This window comes from Thalassolituus marinus, from assembly GCF_020320395.1.
Classification (GTDB): domain Bacteria; phylum Pseudomonadota; class Gammaproteobacteria; order Pseudomonadales; family Oceanobacteraceae; genus Venatoribacter; species Venatoribacter marinus.
On the sequence record NZ_JAEDAH010000049.1, the window covers coordinates 1 to 19,103 of the forward strand.

Genomic DNA, 19,103 nt, shown 5'->3' on the forward strand with positions numbered 1-19,103 from the left:
GTTCCCCTGGGAGGCAGCAGGCATTGCGGATTTAAAAGTCGTTTATAGAAAACCGATATCTTTAAAACTGTGGGACACTAGTGCCTTTTATAAGGCCTTTTTTTATTTTTACTGACGGTTGATCAGGTCTGAAATTCGCTCTTCGCTGCGTTTCGAAACACTGGTTCCCGGAAATTCGTTAATGATCTTACGGAAGTATGCCATCGCTTTCTTGTTATTGCCCAGTTCGTTATATGGGCTCATGTAAATGAGGCCAAGCTGATACAGTGCTTTGGCACGCATTTCAGCGGACGACGCTTTGTTATCGTACAGAATCAGGTAAACCGTTTCGGCATCGGCAACGCGGCCTTCAGTAATGGCACGTTCGCTCATCGGCGTCAGTTCTGCGTCAAATGGCGTGGTGTCTTTTTTCAGCAGCTTGCTGCGGTCGACCTGTTTCAGTAACTGATCTGCCGTCAGCTGTACCGGCTCTTGCGCACGCTTATCGAGGATAGCGATGTGCTGGTCAATACGTGGTTTCAGACGAGACTGCGGAAACTCCTTGCGGTGTAACTCCAGGAATTCACGGGCTTTCTGATCATCACGGTCATCATTGAAACGGTTCATATACACCAGCGCTATCTGATACAGCGCCAGGGATTTCATGTTATTGCTGTAGTCCGACGCGTTGTACCCTTTAAGATAGGTATTGATGGCGTCAGCAGCTTTACCACGGCTGATAGCCTGTACGGAGTAAGTCAGCATATCCGGCTCATCCTGCAGAGCTGCAGCGGCGCGAACTTTAATATTTTCGTCGTAGCGAGCGAGTTGGTGTCCGCCGGCTTCTGCTACCAATAACGGTGTTGCAGCAGCGCATCCGCCAAGTGCAATGACGGCAACGGCTGTAATAAGCGCTTTGATCATTATCGTATCCCTGATCATTTTAGAATTCTGGTGAGAGCGGCTAGTTTAATGGTGAGGTCAGTCCTTGCCTAGGGGAACTCAGGCCAGAAGCAGGCTTTTAAGGCCTGTTCTGGCTGATGCAGGTCATGTCAGAGCATGAACGCTGCAAGAACACCAATAGCACCGCCGAGCACGGTGCCAATAGCAGCAGCACCGATGACTGCCTGCTTAAGCGCGATAGCCTGCTGCTTCTGCAGGTCTGATTTAACACTGGCGATACTGGACTCCAGCGTCGTGCGGTTGGTTTTCATAACCGTTACCAGATCATCCGCGTTTTTCTTAACCATGCGGTCAGCAACGGTAATGGCCAGGCGCTGGTTAAGGGTACGGGTTTTCTGGAACAGAGCTTCATCGCTCTGACTTTTCTCAAACTCGTTCTTCCAGCGATCAAACTGCTGATAAATACGGGCCTGGGCAATATCAATCTGCTGCGCCTGCATTGCTTGCAGCTGTTGTGTCGTGGTGTCCAGACCGGCACTGATTTCTGCTTTGGCTTCGGCGATAGCAGCCTTCAGATGTTTCTGTACCAGGCGATCAATTTCAACCAGTGGAATGGCTGCCGGTGTTGCACTGCTGTCGTCATTTGCAGCGGGTTCATCCAGTGCTTCGATAACGGCCATCACGGCTTCATGGCTGGCCGGTTTGGCCAGTACGCCTTCGGCACCATGAGAACGGGCCATATCCTGATATTCGTCACCTTCTTTTGAGGTGTACATAATAGTTGGAATGCCAGCAGTACGAGGATTGGATTTAATCAGCTGTGTCGCTGCCAGCCCGTCCATACCCGGCATCATATGATCCATAAAGATCACATCCGGCTGGCGGCTTTCGAGAAAACTCAGCGCTTCTTCGGCGCTGTCTACAGTTTCAGCCTGAACATTCATTTTGCTCAGCAGGCGCTGCAGCATCATACGAGCGGACTTGGAGTCATCCACTACCAGAGCATTTCGGATCGTCATGATCGGTACTTCCTGAACCTTTACGGAGTCCAATATGGGCAGGAAGGGGTATCAGGTCAATAGTTATAGGCGGCCAACACCTTCATTGTGTGGCAGAATATCGGATCGCGATGGAAAACTGAGGGATACAGCACAATGGTGTCCCGGCTTCAGACTTCAGGTATACCGATGACAGCTACCCCAAATGCAGTGTTGATCAAACGTGCCGCCACGGCGTCAATTTTTACCGCCGTGACGTTATTACTGGCCAAAGTATTTGCCTGGAGTGTCAGTGACTCCTCCAGCGTACTGTCGTCTTTGCTCGATTCACTGATGGATATTGCGGCATCGGTCGTGAACTTCTTTGCCGTGCGATATGCGCTGATGCCTGCGGATGACGATCATCCGTTTGGTCACACCAAGGCTGAGGGGCTGGCTGCCCTTATTCAATCTGCGTTTATTCTGGGTTCGGCCAGTGTTTTACTTTTGCACGTGGTTGATCGCCTGATTCATCCACAGGCGCTTATGGCGCTCGAAGAAAGCATTGCCGTCATGCTGTTTTCTGCGGCAGCCACACTGGCACTGGTGATGTATCAGCGTTGGGTCTACGCCAGAACACACTCGCTGGCAATTAAAGCAGACTCTGCTCATTATTTTGGCGATATCCTCACCAGCTTCGCTGTTGTGGTGGCATTGATAGCCGCTTACTGGGAGCAGTACTGGCTCGACCCGGTGGTTGCGCTGGGGATTGCCGGTGTCCTGCTGTACAGCGTGTACGGCATTATTAAAGATGCACTTGAGGTGCTGATGGATAAAGCGCTGCCGGAAGAGGATGAAAAAGAGCTGCTTAGTCTGATTCAGACCTGTCCCGGGGTAAGGGGAGTACACGATCTGCGTACCCGCCAGGCTGGTGCCATGCAGTTTATTCAGATGCATCTGGAGCTGGATGGCAGTCAGTCACTGAAGTCCGCCCATGATATTGCCGATACGGTTGAGAAAACGGTGCTGAAACGTTTTCCGCGGGCAGAAATTCTTATTCATCAGGATCCGGTATAAGTCATGCGCCCAGGCCTGGGATGGCTGTTACTGATACTGGTACCTTCCGCGCTGGCGATGGAGGCTGAACCTCGCCTGCGCAGCAATGATATTCCTGAATACCGTTTCCCTGAATATTACGCTGAACCGGCGCCACAACAGACAACCGTCTCGCCGGCGATGATTGAACGATCGCGCAGCTGGCTGGCCCAGTATCTCAACCGCTTGTCTGGCAACATTGATTCGTTTTTTGTCGATACGTTTTTCAGTGAAGAGATTACCGACGATGATGTCGATGGCAGTCGGGCGAAAATATCACTCTACACCCGTCGCGTACTGGGGGATCCGGTAGACTATAAGTTCGGTATCAGCGTTAAAGTGGTTCTACCGAATACGAATGAACGCCTGAACCTCCTGCTTGATTCAGAAGATGAGGAAGTGCGTGAATCTGATCCGGTAGAAAGTATCGAGAACGTTGATTACGTCACAGCCCTGCAGTACATCATTGACGAGTCTGATGCCTGGAAGACTAACCTGGACGCCGGTGTGCGCTGGGGAGTACCACCTGATCCGTTTATTCGTTTTCGCGCACGTCGCTACGTTTATCTGTCGGAATGGGAACTGCGCGCAACGCAGAGCATCTATTACTTTACCCAGGCTGGCTGGGGTGAAGATACGCGATTGCGAGTCGACTTTCCGTTTAATATTGAGAAGCTCTTTCGCGTCAATATGAAAGCGGGTTATCAGAAAAATGATGGCTATTTTACTTTGTCTTACGATGCCGGGTTGTATCACGAGTTAAGCAGAACGCGAGCGTTGGCTTTTGTGGCCGGAGCGCAGGGTGATACACAGAATGATGCCTCATTTTATTCATATTCTGCCGGCGTACGCTATCGCCAGCTGGTCTACAGCGACTGGGTTTATGCAGAAATTGCTCCCGAGTTTCTCTGGGATCGGGAAAAAGATTACGAGACAACGCCGGTGCTGATGTTCCGGCTTGAGTCCGTCATCGCTCACGACTGAAGCGTCACTGGTTGACCAGGCGGAAGGTGAGATTTATTCGCGGTGTGGTAACACGGGCCCGTGCAGGTAGTGCATGTTGCCAGCGCGATTGCATTCCGGCTTTCATCCATAACAGCGAACCGTCGGTCAGGGCGACCTGGCTATGTTGCCTTGATGCTCCCTTAGGACGCAGGGCAAAGTCCCGGCAGGCGCCTAACGACAGCGACAGAATCTGTGGCTGCTCACCCAGCTCGGTTTCATCGTCGGCGTGCCAGCCCATTTTGTCCTGTCCATTGCGATAAAGGTTAGCCAGTACGGAGTTCAGTGGCAGACCTGTCATTGTCTGCAATTCGTCCTTCAGTTGTTTTAGTTCCGCAGTCCAGGGCAGGGGTGTCAGAGTTTCTCCGGAATAGCGATAGCCTGCATCCGGGTCACCGTACCAGGCCTGAAGACGGGGAATTAGGTGCCGTTTACCGTACAGGGTGACATAGCCCTGTTGCCAGAGAATGGAATTGAGAAGCTGATGAAATAAGGCAGGGCTGTCGGCGACACAGGCTGAATACAGCATCAGGTCGCCATCCAGCAAAGGCTGGCCGGTGCTTAAAGCATCCGGCCTGAGCAGTGACTTACTGTTCAAAGAAGCCTTCGAACAGCGGCGAGGTCAGGTAACGCTCACCGGAGTCTGGCAGCACGACGACGATTTTCTTATCTGCGTATTCCGGCTCTTTCGCCAGACGCAGTGCTGCGGTAATGGCGGCACCACAGGAGATACCGGCCAGAATACCTTCTTTCGACATCAGTTCATGAGCCATGGCCATGGCTTCTTCGTTACTGACCTGTTCTACGCGGTCAAGCACACTCAGATCCAGGTTGCCCGGAATAAAGTTAGCGCCAATGCCCTGAATTTTGTGCGGCCCCGGAGTCAGGTCTTCACCCGCCAGTTTCTGGCTGATAATCGGAGAGGCGGACGGCTCAACTGCGACAGCGGTAATGGCTTTCTGTGATTTCAGGTAGCGTGCAACGCCACTGATGGTACCGCCGGTACCGACACCTGCGACGATCACATCCACTTCACCATCGGTATCGCGCCAGATTTCCGGCCCGGTGGTTTTTTCGTGAATCGCCGGGTTGGCCGGGTTATTGAACTGTTGCAGCATGATTCGCTGCTGCGGAGCTTCGGCGACCAGTGCTTCAGCTGCATCGACTGCGCCTTTCATGCCTTTCGGCCCTTCAGTCAGTACCAGATTTGCGCCCAGCGCCTTCATGACCTTACGACGCTCAACGCTCATGGTTTCTGGCATGGTCAGAGTGACCTTGTAACCACGGGCCGCCGCTACGAAGGAAAGAGCGATCCCGGTATTACCACTGGTTGGCTCAACGATTTCCATGCCGGGCTTGAGCAGACCGTCCTGTTCTGCCTGCCAGATCATGTTGGCGCCGATGCGGCATTTTACCGAGTGCGCCGGGTTACGGTTTTCCAGCTTGGCATAGATGGCCGGATGGTCGGTGATGTGGCGAATACGCACCAGCGGGGTATTACCAATGGACTGGCTGATATCTTCGTAGACTTTCATTCGTACCTCTTAAAATCCGACGCCTGCGGATATTGTCTGCAATTGGCTTTGATGTTCTATTGAAACTGAGTTGCGACAGACGTAACGTGTTTGTAAGCAGTTGGTTTGATCCACCGGATGATCAAAGGGAGATCCAGTGTCGCATATCAGTAGTCTGCAGGATCACGACACCTTAAAGCGAGTAGAAGACCAGATCAATATACTATCTGGAATTCTTGAGCAGGGCAGAAAGCAGCTGAGATTTCCCGGCCGCCTGGAAAGCAAATACATTGACCAGCGTAATCAGCGTTTTATGGAAATTGATCATAAAATGCTCATTGCCGGGTTGGTATTTTATCTTGGTTTTTCCTGGACCGATTTTTATCTCGGGGCGGAAAATGGCCCGCTGATTTTTTCACTGCGGGTTGTTATCACTGCTCTGGCCTTTCTGTTCGTGTTCTGGATTCCACGCAGTCAGTATTCACGCCATATGGTCACCATCGCCGCACTGGGAATTTTTGCCATCGGCTTTTCTGTGATTGGTTTTATCTGGCTGATTCCCGGCGAGATGAAGTACGCCTACCACCTGGGCCTTATCCCCATACAGATATTCACCATGGTGGTATTAAGGCTCAGCTATCGCTCGGTTCTGGTCGTGTCGGTAGCTATTCTTGCCTGCTATATCGTGTCGTTGTTACTCAGCCATCAGACAGTCTCTGATCCGGAGCTGCAGCGACTGATCAGCATTTTTATTCCAATGTTTATTATGTTCTGGGCGCTACTGATCGTCATGGGCAGTTATATGGCCTTTATGATGGAGTCTTCCGCGCGCAGTGACTTCATGAAGAACCGTCTGCTGGCTCTGGAGGCCGAACGTCTGCAGTATCTCAGTGGCCGTCTGCATGTATTGTCGACCACTGACAGCCTGACTGGCATCGCCAATCGTCGTTTCCTCGAAGAGAGCCTGGATACTGAATGGCGTCGGGCCAAGCGATCCTCCATGCCACTGTCGCTGGTCATGGTCGATATCGACAAGTTCAAGGATTATAACGACCTTTATGGTCACCAGAAGGGTGATGAATGTCTGCGTACGCTGGCAAATAAAATGGCGCAGTACTGTAACCGCCCTGCAGATCTGTGTGCCCGTTATGGGGGTGAAGAGTTTGTAATGTTGCTACCGGAGACCAGTCGTGCCGACGCTGTCTGGATTGTTGAAAAGATGCGTTCGGCCATCGAGGGGATGGCCATCACTCATGAGGCCGCTGACTCAGGGCTGGTGACTATAAGCGCTGGTGTCGCCAGTGTTATTCCTGACGACAGTTGCACGTCTGATCAGTTGCTGAGCCAGGCTGACCGGTTATTGTACGAAGCAAAAGCGCAGGGACGTAACCGGGTTTGCGGTTGAATCAGCCCTTCTGAATAAGGGCGTCCAGCTGGGCGTCCTTCTTTTCCCATAGCTCATGCACCCACTGCTGAAAACGACTGCGGTAGTCTGCATCGTTTTCGTAATCCCCGTTGCGCAGATCCTGTGGAATTGGCAGCTCTTCAACCAGAACGGTACAGCGTGGCATCTTGCCCTGCATAAACTCCCAGAATGTTGGTACGAAATCCGGGTAGTGAATGGTTACATCCAGCACAGAACTGAACTGCTCGCCCATCGCGCTCATGGCAAATGCCATACCGCCCGCTTTGGGTTTCAGCAGATGCTTGTATGGTGACTGTTGCTTATCGTGCTTGGCCTGCTCAAAGCGTGTTCCTTCAAGAAAGTTCATCACGCTGGTTGGCAGCGTACGGAATTTTTCACAGGCTTTGCGCGTGGTTTCCAGGTCCTGGCCTTTCTTTTCCGGGTACTTTTCCAGATACGCTTTTGAATAACGTTTCATAAACGGAAAATCCAGTGCCCACCAGGCAGCCCCCATCACAGGTACCTTGATCAGTTCCTGCTTCAGGAAAAATTTCAGCAGTGGAATGCGACGATTCAGGCTGTGTTGCAGCACCAGAATATCGACCCAGCTCTGATGATTACTGATAACGAAATACCAGCCTTTGGAATCCAGGTTCGGCGGTAGCTGAATATCCCAGTCCATTTTCTGGGTCAGATGCATCCAGCCGGAGTTGCAGCTGATCCAGCTGTTGGCGATGGCATTCAGAATTCGTGTAATTCCGCTGCGCACAGCCGGTACCGGAATGATGATTTTCAGCAGTGTGAAAGCGAACAGCAACAGGCACCAGAACAGGACATTAGTCACCAGCAGAACTGCAGCTACGCTGCCGCGAATTAAAGGAAGCATCAGTTTTTATTAACCTTTTTCTGATCTGATTGAATAGCGGTCAGCGCGATAGTGTAAACGATATCCTCTACAAGAGCGCCCCGGGACAGGTCGTTAACCGGCTTGGCTAAGCCCTGCAGCATCGGTCCGATACTGATCACGTGCGCACTACGCTGAACAGCTTTATAGGTTGTGTTACCTGTGTTCAGATCCGGGAAGATCAGAACGGTCGCCTGTCCTGCGACCGGGCTGTCCGGTGCTTTACTGCGAGCGACGCTGGCCGTGGTGGCTGCATCGTACTGCAGCGGGCCATCAATGGTCAGGTCCGGACGTGCCTCTCTGACCAGTTGTGTTGCCTGTCGGACCTTCTCAACATCGGCACCAGCGCCAGAGGTACCCGTGCTGTAACTAAGCAAGGCAATGCGTGCCGGAATGCCCATTGCCAGTGCTGACTCGGCACTCTGAATGGCAATGTCAGCCAGCTCTTCGGCGTTGGGGTCCGGGTTAACCGCGCAATCGCCATAGACCAGTACCTGATCCGGCAGTCCCATAAAAAAGACCGACGAAACCAGCTTTGCACCTGGCGCCGTTTTAATCAGTTGCAGGGCAGGGCGAATGGTATTCGCGGTGGTATGAATCGCGCCGGACACCAGACCGTCGACCTCATCCTGTGCCAGCATCATAGTACCCAGCACAACATTGTCTTCCAGCTGGGCCAGCGCCATAGGCTCGGTGAGGTTTTTGTGTTTGCGCAGCTCAACCATGCCTTCAACGTATTGCTCACGCACGGTCGGCGGGTTGATGATCTGCAGACCTTCCGGTAACTCAACTTCCTGTGCCTGAGCGATTTGCTGAATACGTTCAGGGTCGCCCAGCAGAACACACTGGGCTATACCGCGCTGCTGACAAATAGCGGCAGCTTCAATGGTGCGCGGCTCTTCACCTTCAGGCAGGACTATGCGTTTCTGTGCTGCGCGGGCTTTGGCAACGATCTGATAGCGGAAGGCTGCCGGACTCAGGCGGGTAGCATGGGGCTGGCCGAGTTGTTCCATCAGAATATTCATATTCAGATGCTCAGACACACACTCCATGATGTTGTGTACGCGGTCGACATCATCCACCGATACCTGAGTATCCATACGGGTCAGCTGTTGTGCGGTGGTAAAGGTGTCGTGGTCGGTCATCAGCACCGGAACACCGGTCTGCAGTGCGGCGCGACATAAATTAATAATGTTCTCACCCGGCATCATGCCACTGGTCAGCAGCATGCCGGCCAGACGAGTACCGTTGGTGGCGGCAATTGCCGCGGCGACCATGACGTCATCGCGATCTCCCGGAGTAACCAGTAAGGTACCGGGGCGCAGGACATCAACCATATTGCCCAGTGAGCGGGCGCACAGTGCGACGCGCAAGACGCGTCGGCTTTCCATTTCTCCCGGATGCAGCACCCTGGCGTTCAGCGCCCGGCAGACATCCAGCATGCGTGGGCTGACCAGTTCCGACTTCCATGGAATAACTCCCAGTATCGGGCAGCGTGGCAGCGACAGCTTCCAGAAAGGCTCGCAGTGTTCAGTGGTATTCTGTTCCACGACCTGAGCCTGTTCGCCAGAGGGAATATGCTGATCTTCGACCGCATGGCCGGCTTTGTTGATGATGCAGCCGAGCAGACTGGCCTGCTCCCCACCGAAGATACCGGTTTGCAGTTTCACTTCGGCTTTGACCTGAGCCGGACTGCGGTTCAGACCGTTGGCGACCAGCAATACATCGGCGTTCAGCGCCTTGGCGATTTCGGCATTCAGTTTTGCGGTATAGGGCTCGCTGCGATCAGGTACCAGACCTTCGATCAGTACCACGTCACAATCCCTGGCGACTTCATCGTGCAATGCCACCACATCTTCCAGCACACGGTCGAGCATGCCGTCACTGATGCGCTGCTGTACCAGGTGCAGATGCATCGGATCCGGTGTTTTCAGGTGCAGCACACTACGCACCAGATGGGAGGAGCGTTCGGATGCGGCGTAGTCGGGCGCTACCGGCTTTACGAAGCCAACTTTCAGGCCCTGGGCATCAAGGGCGCGGATCAGGCCCAGACTGATGGTTGTCAGGCCGCTTTCCAGCCCGGTGGGTGCTATCAGAATGTTAATCATCGGTTCTGGCTGCCATCTCAAGAGTGGTTGATCAGAGTGAGGGTATCCTGAGCAATCATGCCTTCCTCGTCCGTAGGAACGACCAGCACCAGTGGTGATCCGGACTGACTGATACGTCCCTGATCGTCACCGTTGCTGTTGTTCAGGTCGTCGTCGAGGCGGAAGTCCATATTGCGCCAGTGGGCAAGAATACGCTGACGAACGGCGGCGGCATGCTCACCGATACCGCCGGTAAATACCACGGCATCAATATTGCGCAGGGACACTGACAAGGCGGCAAAGTGACGCGCCACACGGAAGCAGAAAACATCAATGGCGCGGCGAGCGCCTTCGTGCCCCTCAGCTTCCGCAGCCAGCAGAGTGCGCATGTCATTGCTCAGGCCGGACAGGCCCAGTAGCCCGCTGCGGCGGTTCAGATCGCGCAGCACTTCGTGGGTGTCCATCCCCCGCGCCTGTTCAATATGTTCAACCAGACCCGGGTCTATGTCGCCACAACGGGAGCCCATCACCAGACCTTCCAGTGGCGTAAGGCCCATGGTGGTGTCGACGGACTGTCCTGCGCGTACCGCACAGGCGCTGCAGCCGTTGCCAAGATGCGCGATCAGCAGGTTAAGATCCTCGGCCGGTTGTTGCAGCCGACGGCTGACTTCAGTGCTTATGTAGCGGTAGCTGGTGCCGTGGAAGCCGTAGCGGCGTACGCCGTTTTCTTCGTACCAGGCGTAAGGCACACCATACAGATAGGTTGATTCCGCCAGGCTTTGATGGAAGGCCGTATCGAATACTGCGACCTGAGGGACGCCGGGAAACATATCTGCGCACAGACGGATGCCGAGCAGGTTGATCGGGTTGTGCAGAGGTGCCAGTGGGTTCAGTGTTTCCAGCTGTGCGAAATTACTGTCGTCGATAATGGTACTCTGGTGAAACAGTTCGCCACCGTGAACCACCCGGTGACCGATGCCTGCGAGGTCGCTGATGTGTTCGCGGGTGTATTCAATAAATGCAGACAGAGCATGTTGATGATCGGCACCGTTGTCCAGAGACAGGTCGCCAGCTCCCACGCCTTTGACGATGAGGACGGGAGATTCTTCTCCCAGGCGCTCGGCCAGAGCCGTGAGTTTCGGGGTAGTCAGATCATTGGCGTCATACAGCGCGAATTTGATGGACGAACTTCCGCAATTGATCACCAGCAGAGATTTACTCACAGTCTTTTCCTTGTGTTGTATCAGGCAGCCTCAGGTTGCTTAAGGGTGCCCTCCAGACGTTGCAATACGGTGTAAACAGCGCGACTTGCCGGTTCGGGTAATTCCCCGAGAGCAAATTTCAGAGCGCAGATAAAATCATCGCCAGCCTGATCGCAGCGTAATACCACGGCTGGAATAGCCTGCAGGCGATGATCGGAATTGGCGAGATTAATCAGCAGACGCTTGCCCGGCTTCAGCTTGTTGGCTGTCAGTATGCCCATACCACCGATAGCGAAGTTTCTGGCCTGTGCTGCGAAAGGTCGTGACGGTCGCCCCAGCCAGTTAAGACTGCGTACCTCAATGGTCAGCGGTGACGCGTTGTAACGCTGACGGAAACGACGTTCATTGGCCTGCATTTAACCTCCGCTGGCGGATGCTTCTGCCGCACTTTGTGATTGCAGCGGTTGATCGAACCGCCCCATCTTATTAAAACGGATCATATTACTGATCTCGTCAATATACTCCTGTCCGCGTTCTGAATAACTCTCCAGACCCGGAACCAGCTCAAGGCCAGAGACACGGCCGTCTTCCTCCAGCGACTTAACCCGCAGGTTACGCAGTTCGAGGTACTGTGGATGGCTGTTCAGGTTGCGAATATAGCTTTCAACGGAAGCGAGAGGCGTACGGAAGCGGCGTACTTCGTGTCGCTGGCCATCTCCACGCCCTTCAGGAATCAGCCCACAGCCCTTGGTGAAGCACCACTGACCAAACAGATTATTACCTTCAATGGCAAAGCGTGACGTTCCCCAGCCGGATTCGTTAGCAGCCTGTGCAATAACCAGTGACGCGGGAATCCGGTTTACCCGGCGCAGCAGCAGGTCTTTCTGCTCATCCTCTTCACTGGTATTGATACGGTACTTTTTCAGCAATGCTGTCAGCGCAGTCTGCTCTTCTGTGGAAAGGCTTTCTTCGCCCAGAACCCACTTCTGTGCCAGCTGCCGCTCCTCCATGACTCTGGCGTTGGCTTCACGCACCAACGGCAGCAAATAGTCGAAGAAGGCCTGCTTCTTCGCCTTTACATCGGTATAACTGCTGAAGTCGGGCAATGGCGGAATGTCCTTCAGAGACTCCCGTTCGGCAGGTTTTTCTTTTTGCTCGCAACCGGCAAGGCCGGCTAACAGCAGAAACAGCAGGTACTTACGCATCTAACAGTCTGATTTCGCTTAAAAAGTTAATCCTCAGTTTAGCGAATCTGGGGACAAACACCCACATTTGCTTGTTGCGCCTGATGGAATACATTTATTTGACGATTATTTCTAAGGTTTGTGTCGTAGTTTTGGCATATTGTTCCTGAACGTTACCGCAATTGTTGTTTTTTATTTCCTTTATTAATGATTGGTGTATTCTCGCCGATAGTTCAGTCAGGTATGTCCTGATTGACCTCGCAAGCCCGGAGACAAGAGAGTATGGCAGCTCAACCCTTGGTCATTATCGCTGACGCCACTCTGGCGGTTCAGGCCCAGTTAGGTGACTTTCTGGCTGGTGATCTGTGTGTTGTCAGTGCGCTGAATCCCGCCCAGCTGAACGCTTGGCTTGACGATGCTGCTCATCAGGCTCCGGATCTTTTACTGCTGGACGCGTCTCTTCCTGAACAAGGGCTGTCTGCTTTCTGCAATGCCTGGCGCAATCACCCGATGACTCGCGGTGCGGATATCATCGTTATGGGTGCGGCCGACGATGCCATCGAGGTTGAAGCTCTGATGGCCGGTGCGGTGGACTATTTGCGTAAACCGGTGAAGCCTTTACTCTATCTTGCCCGGGTTAAAGCCCAGCTGCGTCAGCGTGCACAGCGTAAAGCGCTTGAATCCCTCTCTATGACCGACAGTCTGACCGGGCTGGCCAATCGTCGTTATCTCGATGAGTTTATTGAGGCCGAGCGGCGTCAGGCGCAGAGGGTGCAGGGTAACGTTGGTCTGATTATGGTCGATATCGATCACTTTAAAGCCTATAACGATCACTACGGTCACCCGCAGGGCGATCGCTGTCTGTATCAGGTGGCGCAAGGACTGCGTGCTGCCGTGCAACGGCCGCGTGATCTGGTGGCTCGCTACGGTGGTGAGGAGTTTGCGGTTGTGTTGCCGTCGGTGCAGCTGTCAGGCGTTAAGGTGGTGGCTGAGCGTATTCGCGATGTTCTGGAGTCTCTGGCGATTCCGCATACGGCATCTCCGGTACAGCCGGTAGTCACGCTGAGTATGGGGCTGGCCTGGTGTGAACCTCAGGCGGGGGAGCAGCCATCGCTGTTGATTGAAGCGGCAGATGAGGCGCTGTACAGCGCCAAAGGTGCCGGGAGAAACTGCATCAGCGATACGGTCGACCTGGCCGTTGTGCGTCAGTTACTGACGCACTGAACGTCATCAGTTATTGGTGAGGTTGGCTGTCAGGCGATTCATCAGTCCTGACAGGCGGGCCGAGGTTTTCTGGCGTCTTGGCCGACTCGCCTCATTGCGCTGAAATTCACTCACCAGCTGCATCAGCGTTGCCTGGCTGGTTGAAATCACCTCGTATTCGTAATGATGATCCTGCACGCTGACTTTCAGTAGTTCCATGTACTCGGCATTCAGAATCTGCATCAGATTGAAAACCCGGTCTTTATCGTCACAGTGACTGGCTTCCCAGTAGCTGTCTTCCAGTGATTGCAGTAATTCCCAGATCAGCTCGCTGGCTTCGGCAATGGTTAAGGTACTCATGAGTCATCCACATTTAACTGTCCTTCTGTACCTAAGCCTAGCAGAGTTCTGATGCTTTACTTACGTGGTGGCTTACGTCGGATGTAGAGCGTTTTGATGGCTCTGGCAACCAGTTCGCCGTCCTCGTCGGTAATATTCACTTCATAGCTTGGCAGGTACTTTTCACCGTTTGCCGTCGCTTCGTAAATGTCATTCAGCATGGCGTCGGTCAGGACAAAGCGGGCTTTGACGACACCGCGGCCGGGGCGGATAAAGTCAATGCTGGCACTGGCATCCCAGACTACATAATCACGTCCCAGGGTGTTCATCAGCAGTAGCATGTAGAAGGGGTCAATCATAGAAAACAGGCTGCCACCGAAGTGGGTGCCGACATAGTTGCGGTTGTACCAGCGCAACTTCATGGTGACTTCCGCCTCGCGAAAATCTTTCGCCACGTAGTTAACTTTTACGCCAGCGCCCAGATATGGGCCGTATACGTTCATGATGCGGCGCATACCATTGGCAGAGGTCAGCCAGTTTGTCAGCTTGCGGATCATAGTGCTCTCCGTGGTAAAAGGCGCGCAGTCTAACGGCTGTGGCGGTCACGGAAAAGCGGGGGGATTGCACCGCTGCGGTAGCGGTGCTTTTAAGATCAGGCTTCTGCGCGGGCGAAGTGACGCAGATAGCGCTGGTTGATTTCGTCGCTTTTCAGCAGAATCAGAGCGTCGGCTACGTTGAATTCCTTGTCCAGACAGGGTTCGCCACAGACTTTCACGCCGATGCGCAGATAGGCTTTAAGCAATGGTGGCACCAGAGATTTGCCATCCAGATCTACGTCGATACGTGGCATATGAACCTTCGGCTCGGCACGCATATCTTCGCTGGTGTAATGCTTTTCACGCAGGTGATTCACAATCGCTACGGCACGGCTGTAGCCGTCATTCAGCGAAATGCTGGCACAGCCCATCAGGTAGTCCATGTTGTGCGCCGCCATAAACTGCGCAATGCCTGACCACAACAGACCAATGACAGCACCGCTGCGGAAATCAGGGTCAACACAGGTTCGACCGATTTCCATATAGCGTTTGCCTGGTTGCAGGATACTACTCAGGTCGAACTCGGTGGCAGAGTAAAAACCGCCGGTGCGCGCTGCAAGTTCATTGGTCAGAATCCGGCTGTAACCGACAACGCGATTATTGAGGATGTCTTTGACGATCAGATGCAGGCAGACATCGTCGAAGTGGTCGCGGTCAATGCCTTCGCTGGCGGTTGGCAGGCTGGCGCCCATCCCCTCGGCAAATACACGGTAGCGCAGTTCCATTGCCTGACGGATTTCCACTGGATCATCCGTAATACGTGCAATCAGGGGGGACTCAAGAGTCTCAGTCTGTTGACGGGCAGTAGCTTGTAACATGGTGAGGTCCGTTATCTCTTATGAACAGCGCGACTCTAACCAGTGGCTGTGACAGTTCCGTGACAGCTACAGCGTGTCTCAGCTACTCGTCTATCCTTATAGAATTGTCAGATACGGGAGACGTTATGAAATACCTGATAACCATTGTCTGCTGGCTGTGGGTGCCGTGGGCGATGGCGCAGCCGGTGCTGGGCGAGAATCTGGCTGCAGCCCTGATTGATAAAGGGTTACAGGCACAACCGCTGATCTGGTTACCGTTTCCTTTACCCTATGAGGTTGAGCAGGGGAGCCGTTCAAAGGATGCCTTACTACTGGACGCTTTGTTCCGCAATGAGCTGATCGCGCGGGAAAAGGTGATGAAGATGGGGACGGTTTCTGAACAGGGGCAGACCCGGAAAAAAGTCCTGCTGTTATGGAGTTATAACTACCCGATGTCGCGCCGTGAGCAGAATACGCCAGAGGGCTTTTATTATGGTCGTGGCCGCCTGAAGAACATTATGGAGTTATCGCCACCGTACCTTATTGGTGATTACTACTACGCTGAGGCCTACATTCAGTGGTACGTGGAAGATATTCAGCCCTGGATTGAAGATCCTGCATTCGGTTCAGCACGTACTCTGCGCCGCACGCTGGAGTCAGAACGCAAGCCGTTTGAAAAACGGGTATATCTGCAATACGACGGCCAGCAATGGGCGCTGTGGCAGGGCGAGCCGGGTATGCTTTAGCCGGTTCACAGCCGACTGCGCAGCCACAGTCCCGGTGGTGTACTCAGGCCGCGGTCGGCGTGTTCGATATAGCCGTCCTGGCTGATGATGTAGTAGCTGGGATAACCGCTGATCTGATAATCCCGGGCCGTTTGGGCGGTTCCGAGCAGCACCGGGCCAGTAAAGCCACTGTCTGTAATAAATGCTTCCACTTCTTCAATGGATTCCCAGTCGAGCGCTACGGCTATGACGGTTAATGCGTCATTATCTGCCTGTAGCAGGTTCAGGCCGGGCATGCTTATCCGGCATACGGAACACCAGGGGGCAAAGAAGTACACCAGAGTCCGGTGTTGCTGAGTTGGCCACTGTAATTGGTAGTCATTGCCTTGCAGGGTGGCCAGATTGAGAGCTGGAGAGGCGGACTGGCGCGCGAGCATATCGCGCGTCAGCCAGAAGGTTGTCGCAGTAAGGATCAGCAGCGCAACGGCGCCTTCAAACACCCAGCGCTGCCAGCGCGGTCGCGGTTCAGATGGCTTTTGAGAATCGCTGTTGTTCATGCTTTTTCAGATAGGTATCAAATGCCATGCAGGCATTACGTACCAGCAATCTGCCTTTTTCGGTGATCAGAATACGCTGATCATCCACATCAACCAGACCATCGGCAATCATTGGCTGCAATTCTGCCAGGCTGTCTGCCAGATATTCGCGGCTGTCGACAGCATAGCGTTCATTCAGGATGGCAAAATCGACCTGCAGGTGGCAGAGCAAACCGGTAATCACATCCCGGCGCAGTACGTCATCGGTGTTTACCTGCAATGATTTCATTGTTGGCATCTGTTCTTTGTCCAGGCAGTCCTGCCAGGATTCGACGGTTATCTGGTTTTGCAGGTAGTAATCGCCAATCTGGCTGATAGAGGACACACCAAAGCCAATCAGATCGCAGTCTCCATGGGTGGTGTAGCCCTGAAAGTTACGGTGCAGACGCCCTGCAGCCTGCTCCCTTGCCAGTTCATCATCCGGGCGGGCGAAGTGGTCCATGCCCACGTAGTGGTAATCAGCCGCCGACAGCTTGGTGATGCAGTGGCCAAGAATGGCCAGTTTTTCGTCTGCACCGGGCAGATCATCAGCGCAGATACGACGCTGTGGCTTGAAGCGCTCCGGCAGGTGCGCGTAATTGAAAACCGATAAGCGATCGGGACAGATTTCAATAATGGTATCCAGCGTGCGGTCGAAGCTTTCCAGCGTCTGGTGTGGCAGACCGTAAATCAGATCCATGTTGATAGAACGGAAGCCCAGAGTGCGGGCGTCACTCATTACCTGGCGGATCATCTCTTCCGACTGAATACGGTTTACAGCTTCCTGCACTTTCAGTTCCAGATCCTGTACGCCAAAGCTGATGCGATTGAAGCCCAGCTCGCGCAGCAGTTTCAGTGTGCCCGGGCGCAGTTCACGCGGATCAATTTCGATCGAGTAGTCGGCACTGTCACGCTCACTGAAATTGAACTGCGACTTCATGAAGGTCACCAGATCGCGCAGTTCGTCATCGCTGAGGAAGGTGGGGGTGCCACCACCGAAGTGCATCTGTTCAACCACGGCATCGTCGCTTAGCAGGGCGCGTTTCATGGCGATCTCGCGCTTCAGTTCGGCGATATAAGGTGCCGCACGGTCGGTATTCTTGGTCACAATCTTGTTGCAGCCGCAGTAGTAACAAACATGACGGCAGAACGGGATATGTACGTACAGTGAAAGCGGGCGCGAAGCATCCCGCGCAGCAAATGCCTGACGTTCCGCTGTGTCGTCACAGACGGCCTGAAATTCCACCGCCGTCGGGTAGGAGGTGTAGCGTGGGCCTGGGCGGTTGTAACGTTGGATCAGCAGGGGATCCCAGATGAGATGTTCAGACATAAGGCTCTTCACTTTCAGCAATGGCGGCCATTGTAACCGTCTGATTGACGCCCACTATTGCGCCATATCAACCAGAATGGATGCAGAAGCGGCGATAAACCATGGACTTTAAAGGGGTTTATCGACTGACGGGAAACCGTCATTTGCTTAAGTTTTTTACTGAAAGGTCGTTAACAGACTTGATTTTGACGAAAAACGGACGTTTTATAGGGTTTGTATAACTTTAAAAACAGCAGTGCTCATGGGAATGAATGCTGTGGAATGGCTAAATTATGGGGTGAGCCATGCCGAAAAAACCTTTTACGGCGGAAGAAATTACAGCGCAACGCGAACGTATTATGGACAGCGCCTCCCGGGTGATGGCTGAGGTTGGCTTTCACCATTTGTCGATGCGCAAGCTGGCGTCACAGCTGGGTATGACAGCCAGTAACATCTACAATTACTTCCCCAACAAAGAGTGTTTGTTTATCAACACTCGTCGTCGTGGTTTTGATCTGGCGTTTGCCGATATCAACGAGCAAATGACGTCTGCCAGCAGCCCGACCGGTGCGCTTTATACCTTCGCTCGCCAACTGATTGCTTTCGCGCAGACCTATCCGGGCTACTACCAGCTGATGTTTCAGCCGCCATTGCTGACCCTGGATGAAACCGAAGCGGTGGATCAGGATGTTCAGATTCAGGTTGATCGCCTGGTTGAAGAATGGCAGAAACACCTGTTGTCGTTACTGTCAGACGCGGTGCCAATGCTCGCGGATCGACCTGAAGCGGTACAGAAACAACTGGCTCTGTTTTTTGTTGCGTCCATTCATGGTCTGATCGACTCTTATCGCTATCGCGCCCTGCCGTTGCTGTTGGCGGGTGTTGATCTGATTCCGGATGACGTTGTGCAGGAACATCTGGGCTGGTTGCTGTCGACGCTCGAACGTCAGGCAGAGAAAGTGACCTGAAGATCCCGACAGTCATACAAAAAGCGCCTTATCAGGCGCTTTTTTTACGGCTGGCCATTCTGGCCTGGCGTGCGGCCTTCGAGCTGATAAACAAACGCCAGAATTTCCGCAATGACCTGATACAGTTGCTCAGGAATTTCGTCACCCACTTCCAGCTGTGACAGCCAGCGGGTCAGTGAGGCGTTCTCATACACCGGTACCTGATGTTCCAGCGCCAGACGAATGATGGCCTGGGCCAGTTCATCCTCACCTGAGGCTGAAACTTTCGGGGCATTGAGCCCATCGTAAGACAAGGCAATGGCTTCACTGGCGTTGAGAATGGACTCGGGAATGCTCATC

21 protein-coding genes are annotated in these 19,103 nt (G+C 53.5%); 6 read left to right on the forward strand and 15 right to left on the reverse strand.

The window, feature by feature from the left end; genetic code table 11:
• Nucleotides 1-108: 108 nt before the first annotated feature.
• Both I9W95_RS10015 and I9W95_RS10020 read right to left on the reverse strand, forming a co-directional pair.
• A complete protein-coding gene (locus I9W95_RS10015) occupies nt 109-903 on the reverse strand; it encodes a tetratricopeptide repeat protein (RefSeq protein ID WP_225674420.1) in 795 nt (264 codons plus the stop codon).
• 128 nt (nt 904-1,031) lie between these two features.
• Nucleotides 1,032-1,901: a response regulator gene (locus tag I9W95_RS10020; protein WP_225674422.1), complete on the reverse strand. Its 870-nt coding sequence runs from the start codon at nt 1,899-1,901 to the stop codon at nt 1,032-1,034.
• A gap of 168 nt (nt 1,902-2,069) precedes the next feature.
• On the opposite strand from I9W95_RS10020, the gene I9W95_RS10025 reads away from it, so the two are divergent.
• Together I9W95_RS10025 and I9W95_RS10030 are read left to right on the forward strand one after the other, a co-directional pair.
• Nucleotides 2,070-2,936, forward strand: a complete 867-nt coding sequence (locus I9W95_RS10025; protein WP_225674424.1) for a cation diffusion facilitator family transporter — start codon at nt 2,070-2,072, stop codon at nt 2,934-2,936.
• A 3-nt stretch (nt 2,937-2,939) separates the two neighbouring features.
• Nucleotides 2,940-3,938, forward strand: a complete 999-nt coding sequence (locus I9W95_RS10030; RefSeq protein WP_225674426.1) for a hypothetical protein — start codon at nt 2,940-2,942, stop codon at nt 3,936-3,938.
• 4 nt (nt 3,939-3,942) lie between these two features.
• Here the strand turns inward: I9W95_RS10030 and I9W95_RS10035 are convergent, their stop codons facing one another.
• A complete protein-coding gene (locus tag I9W95_RS10035; protein WP_225674428.1) occupies nt 3,943-4,554 on the reverse strand; it encodes an alpha-ketoglutarate-dependent dioxygenase AlkB family protein in 612 nt (203 codons plus the stop codon).
• The gene (cysK, locus tag I9W95_RS10040) at nt 4,544-5,491 is read right to left on the reverse strand and encodes a cysteine synthase A (protein WP_225674430.1); all 948 of its coding nucleotides are present in this window, start codon (nt 5,489-5,491) and stop codon (nt 4,544-4,546) included. Before cysK ends, I9W95_RS10035 begins: the two co-directional genes overlap by 11 nt.
• A 136-nt stretch (nt 5,492-5,627) precedes the next feature.
• Here cysK and I9W95_RS18515 point away from each other — a divergent pair, with 136 nt between their 5' ends.
• Nucleotides 5,628-6,875 carry a GGDEF domain-containing protein gene (locus I9W95_RS18515; protein ID WP_225674432.1) on the forward strand — a complete coding sequence of 416 codons (1,248 nt, stop codon included), beginning with the start codon at nt 5,628-5,630 and terminating at the stop codon, nt 6,873-6,875.
• 1 nt (nt 6,876) lies between these two features.
• Here the strand turns inward: I9W95_RS18515 and I9W95_RS10050 are convergent, their stop codons facing one another.
• Genes I9W95_RS10050 through I9W95_RS10070 form a run of 5 tightly spaced genes read right to left on the reverse strand, consistent with a single transcriptional unit; the run spans nt 6,877 to nt 12,273 of the window.
• The gene (locus I9W95_RS10050) at nt 6,877-7,761 is read right to left on the reverse strand and encodes an acyltransferase (protein WP_225674434.1); all 885 of its coding nucleotides are present in this window, start codon (nt 7,759-7,761) and stop codon (nt 6,877-6,879) included.
• Nucleotides 7,761-9,887, reverse strand: coding sequence for a phosphate acetyltransferase (pta, locus tag I9W95_RS10055; protein ID WP_225674436.1), 2,127 nt, complete (start codon nt 9,885-9,887; stop codon nt 7,761-7,763). Before pta ends, I9W95_RS10050 begins: the two co-directional genes overlap by 1 nt.
• A gap of 17 nt (nt 9,888-9,904) precedes the next feature.
• On the reverse strand, nt 9,905-11,089 hold the full coding sequence (locus tag I9W95_RS10060) for an acetate/propionate family kinase (RefSeq protein WP_225674438.1): 1,185 nt from the start codon (nt 11,087-11,089) through the stop codon (nt 9,905-9,907).
• 20 nt (nt 11,090-11,109) lie between these two features.
• Nucleotides 11,110-11,484, reverse strand: coding sequence for a PilZ domain-containing protein (locus I9W95_RS10065; protein ID WP_225674440.1), 375 nt, complete (start codon nt 11,482-11,484; stop codon nt 11,110-11,112).
• A complete protein-coding gene (locus tag I9W95_RS10070; protein ID WP_225674441.1) occupies nt 11,485-12,273 on the reverse strand; it encodes a glucosaminidase domain-containing protein in 789 nt (262 codons plus the stop codon).
• Between the two features lie 261 nt (nt 12,274-12,534).
• Here I9W95_RS10070 and I9W95_RS10075 point away from each other — a divergent pair, with 261 nt between their 5' ends.
• Nucleotides 12,535-13,476: a diguanylate cyclase domain-containing protein gene (locus I9W95_RS10075; protein ID WP_225674444.1), complete on the forward strand. Its 942-nt coding sequence runs from the start codon at nt 12,535-12,537 to the stop codon at nt 13,474-13,476.
• Between the two features lie 6 nt (nt 13,477-13,482).
• Here the strand turns inward: I9W95_RS10075 and I9W95_RS10080 are convergent, their stop codons facing one another.
• From I9W95_RS10080 to I9W95_RS10090, 3 genes are all read right to left on the reverse strand, one after another.
• Nucleotides 13,483-13,815 (reverse strand): hypothetical protein, encoded by a 333-nt coding sequence (locus tag I9W95_RS10080; protein WP_225674445.1) that lies wholly within the window; start codon nt 13,813-13,815, stop codon nt 13,483-13,485.
• A 56-nt stretch (nt 13,816-13,871) separates the two neighbouring features.
• A complete protein-coding gene (locus I9W95_RS10085; protein ID WP_225674447.1) occupies nt 13,872-14,351 on the reverse strand; it encodes a DUF4442 domain-containing protein in 480 nt (159 codons plus the stop codon).
• Between the two features lie 95 nt (nt 14,352-14,446).
• Nucleotides 14,447-15,208, reverse strand: a complete 762-nt coding sequence (locus tag I9W95_RS10090) for a GNAT family N-acetyltransferase (protein ID WP_225674449.1) — start codon at nt 15,206-15,208, stop codon at nt 14,447-14,449.
• 125 nt (nt 15,209-15,333) lie between these two features.
• Between I9W95_RS10090 and I9W95_RS10095 the strand changes: the two genes are divergently transcribed.
• Nucleotides 15,334-15,933 (forward strand): hypothetical protein, encoded by a 600-nt coding sequence (locus I9W95_RS10095; RefSeq protein ID WP_225674451.1) that lies wholly within the window; start codon nt 15,334-15,336, stop codon nt 15,931-15,933.
• A 5-nt stretch (nt 15,934-15,938) separates the two neighbouring features.
• Here the strand turns inward: I9W95_RS10095 and I9W95_RS10100 are convergent, their stop codons facing one another.
• Nucleotides 15,939-16,469 carry a TlpA family protein disulfide reductase gene (locus I9W95_RS10100; protein ID WP_225674453.1) on the reverse strand — a complete coding sequence of 177 codons (531 nt, stop codon included), beginning with the start codon at nt 16,467-16,469 and terminating at the stop codon, nt 15,939-15,941.
• Nucleotides 16,438-17,817, reverse strand: a complete 1,380-nt coding sequence (hemN, locus tag I9W95_RS10105; protein ID WP_225674455.1) for an oxygen-independent coproporphyrinogen III oxidase — start codon at nt 17,815-17,817, stop codon at nt 16,438-16,440. The genes I9W95_RS10100 and hemN overlap by 32 nt, the downstream gene beginning before the upstream one ends.
• Before the next feature lie 284 nt (nt 17,818-18,101).
• On the opposite strand from hemN, the gene I9W95_RS10110 reads away from it, so the two are divergent.
• Entirely contained in the window at nt 18,102-18,764 is a 663-nt protein-coding gene (locus I9W95_RS10110) for a TetR/AcrR family transcriptional regulator (RefSeq protein ID WP_225674457.1), read from the forward strand.
• 44 nt (nt 18,765-18,808) lie between these two features.
• On the opposite strand, the gene I9W95_RS10115 is transcribed toward I9W95_RS10110, so the two are convergent.
• A complete protein-coding gene (locus tag I9W95_RS10115; protein WP_225674459.1) occupies nt 18,809-19,102 on the reverse strand; it encodes an EscU/YscU/HrcU family type III secretion system export apparatus switch protein in 294 nt (97 codons plus the stop codon).
• Nucleotide 19,103 lies beyond the last annotated feature (1 nt).

Coding starts and splice junctions, on each gene's coding strand:
- I9W95_RS10015 (WP_225674420.1), bottom strand. CDS start 903: ATGATCAAAGCGCTTATTACAGCCGTTGCCGTCATTGCACTTGGCGGA.
- I9W95_RS10020 (WP_225674422.1), bottom strand. CDS start 1,901: ATGACGATCCGAAATGCTCTGGTAGTGGATGACTCCAAGTCCGCTCGT.
- I9W95_RS10025 (WP_225674424.1), top strand. CDS start 2,070: ATGACAGCTACCCCAAATGCAGTGTTGATCAAACGTGCCGCCACGGCG.
- I9W95_RS10030 (WP_225674426.1), top strand. CDS start 2,940: ATGCGCCCAGGCCTGGGATGGCTGTTACTGATACTGGTACCTTCCGCG.
- cysK (WP_225674430.1), bottom strand. CDS start 5,491: ATGAAAGTCTACGAAGATATCAGCCAGTCCATTGGTAATACCCCGCTG.
- I9W95_RS10050 (WP_225674434.1), bottom strand. CDS start 7,761: ATGCTTCCTTTAATTCGCGGCAGCGTAGCTGCAGTTCTGCTGGTGACT.
- pta (WP_225674436.1), bottom strand. CDS start 9,887: ATGATTAACATTCTGATAGCACCCACCGGGCTGGAAAGCGGCCTGACA.
- I9W95_RS10065 (WP_225674440.1), bottom strand. CDS start 11,484: ATGCAGGCCAATGAACGTCGTTTCCGTCAGCGTTACAACGCGTCACCG.
- I9W95_RS10070 (WP_225674441.1), bottom strand. CDS start 12,273: ATGCGTAAGTACCTGCTGTTTCTGCTGTTAGCCGGCCTTGCCGGTTGC.
- I9W95_RS10075 (WP_225674444.1), top strand. CDS start 12,535: ATGGCAGCTCAACCCTTGGTCATTATCGCTGACGCCACTCTGGCGGTT.
- I9W95_RS10080 (WP_225674445.1), bottom strand. CDS start 13,815: ATGAGTACCTTAACCATTGCCGAAGCCAGCGAGCTGATCTGGGAATTA.
- I9W95_RS10085 (WP_225674447.1), bottom strand. CDS start 14,351: ATGATCCGCAAGCTGACAAACTGGCTGACCTCTGCCAATGGTATGCGC.
- I9W95_RS10090 (WP_225674449.1), bottom strand. CDS start 15,208: ATGTTACAAGCTACTGCCCGTCAACAGACTGAGACTCTTGAGTCCCCC.
- I9W95_RS10095 (WP_225674451.1), top strand. CDS start 15,334: ATGAAATACCTGATAACCATTGTCTGCTGGCTGTGGGTGCCGTGGGCG.
- I9W95_RS10100 (WP_225674453.1), bottom strand. CDS start 16,469: ATGAACAACAGCGATTCTCAAAAGCCATCTGAACCGCGACCGCGCTGG.
- hemN (WP_225674455.1), bottom strand. CDS start 17,817: ATGTCTGAACATCTCATCTGGGATCCCCTGCTGATCCAACGTTACAAC.
- I9W95_RS10110 (WP_225674457.1), top strand. CDS start 18,102: ATGCCGAAAAAACCTTTTACGGCGGAAGAAATTACAGCGCAACGCGAA.
- I9W95_RS10115 (WP_225674459.1), bottom strand. CDS start 19,102: ATGAGCATTCCCGAGTCCATTCTCAACGCCAGTGAAGCCATTGCCTTG.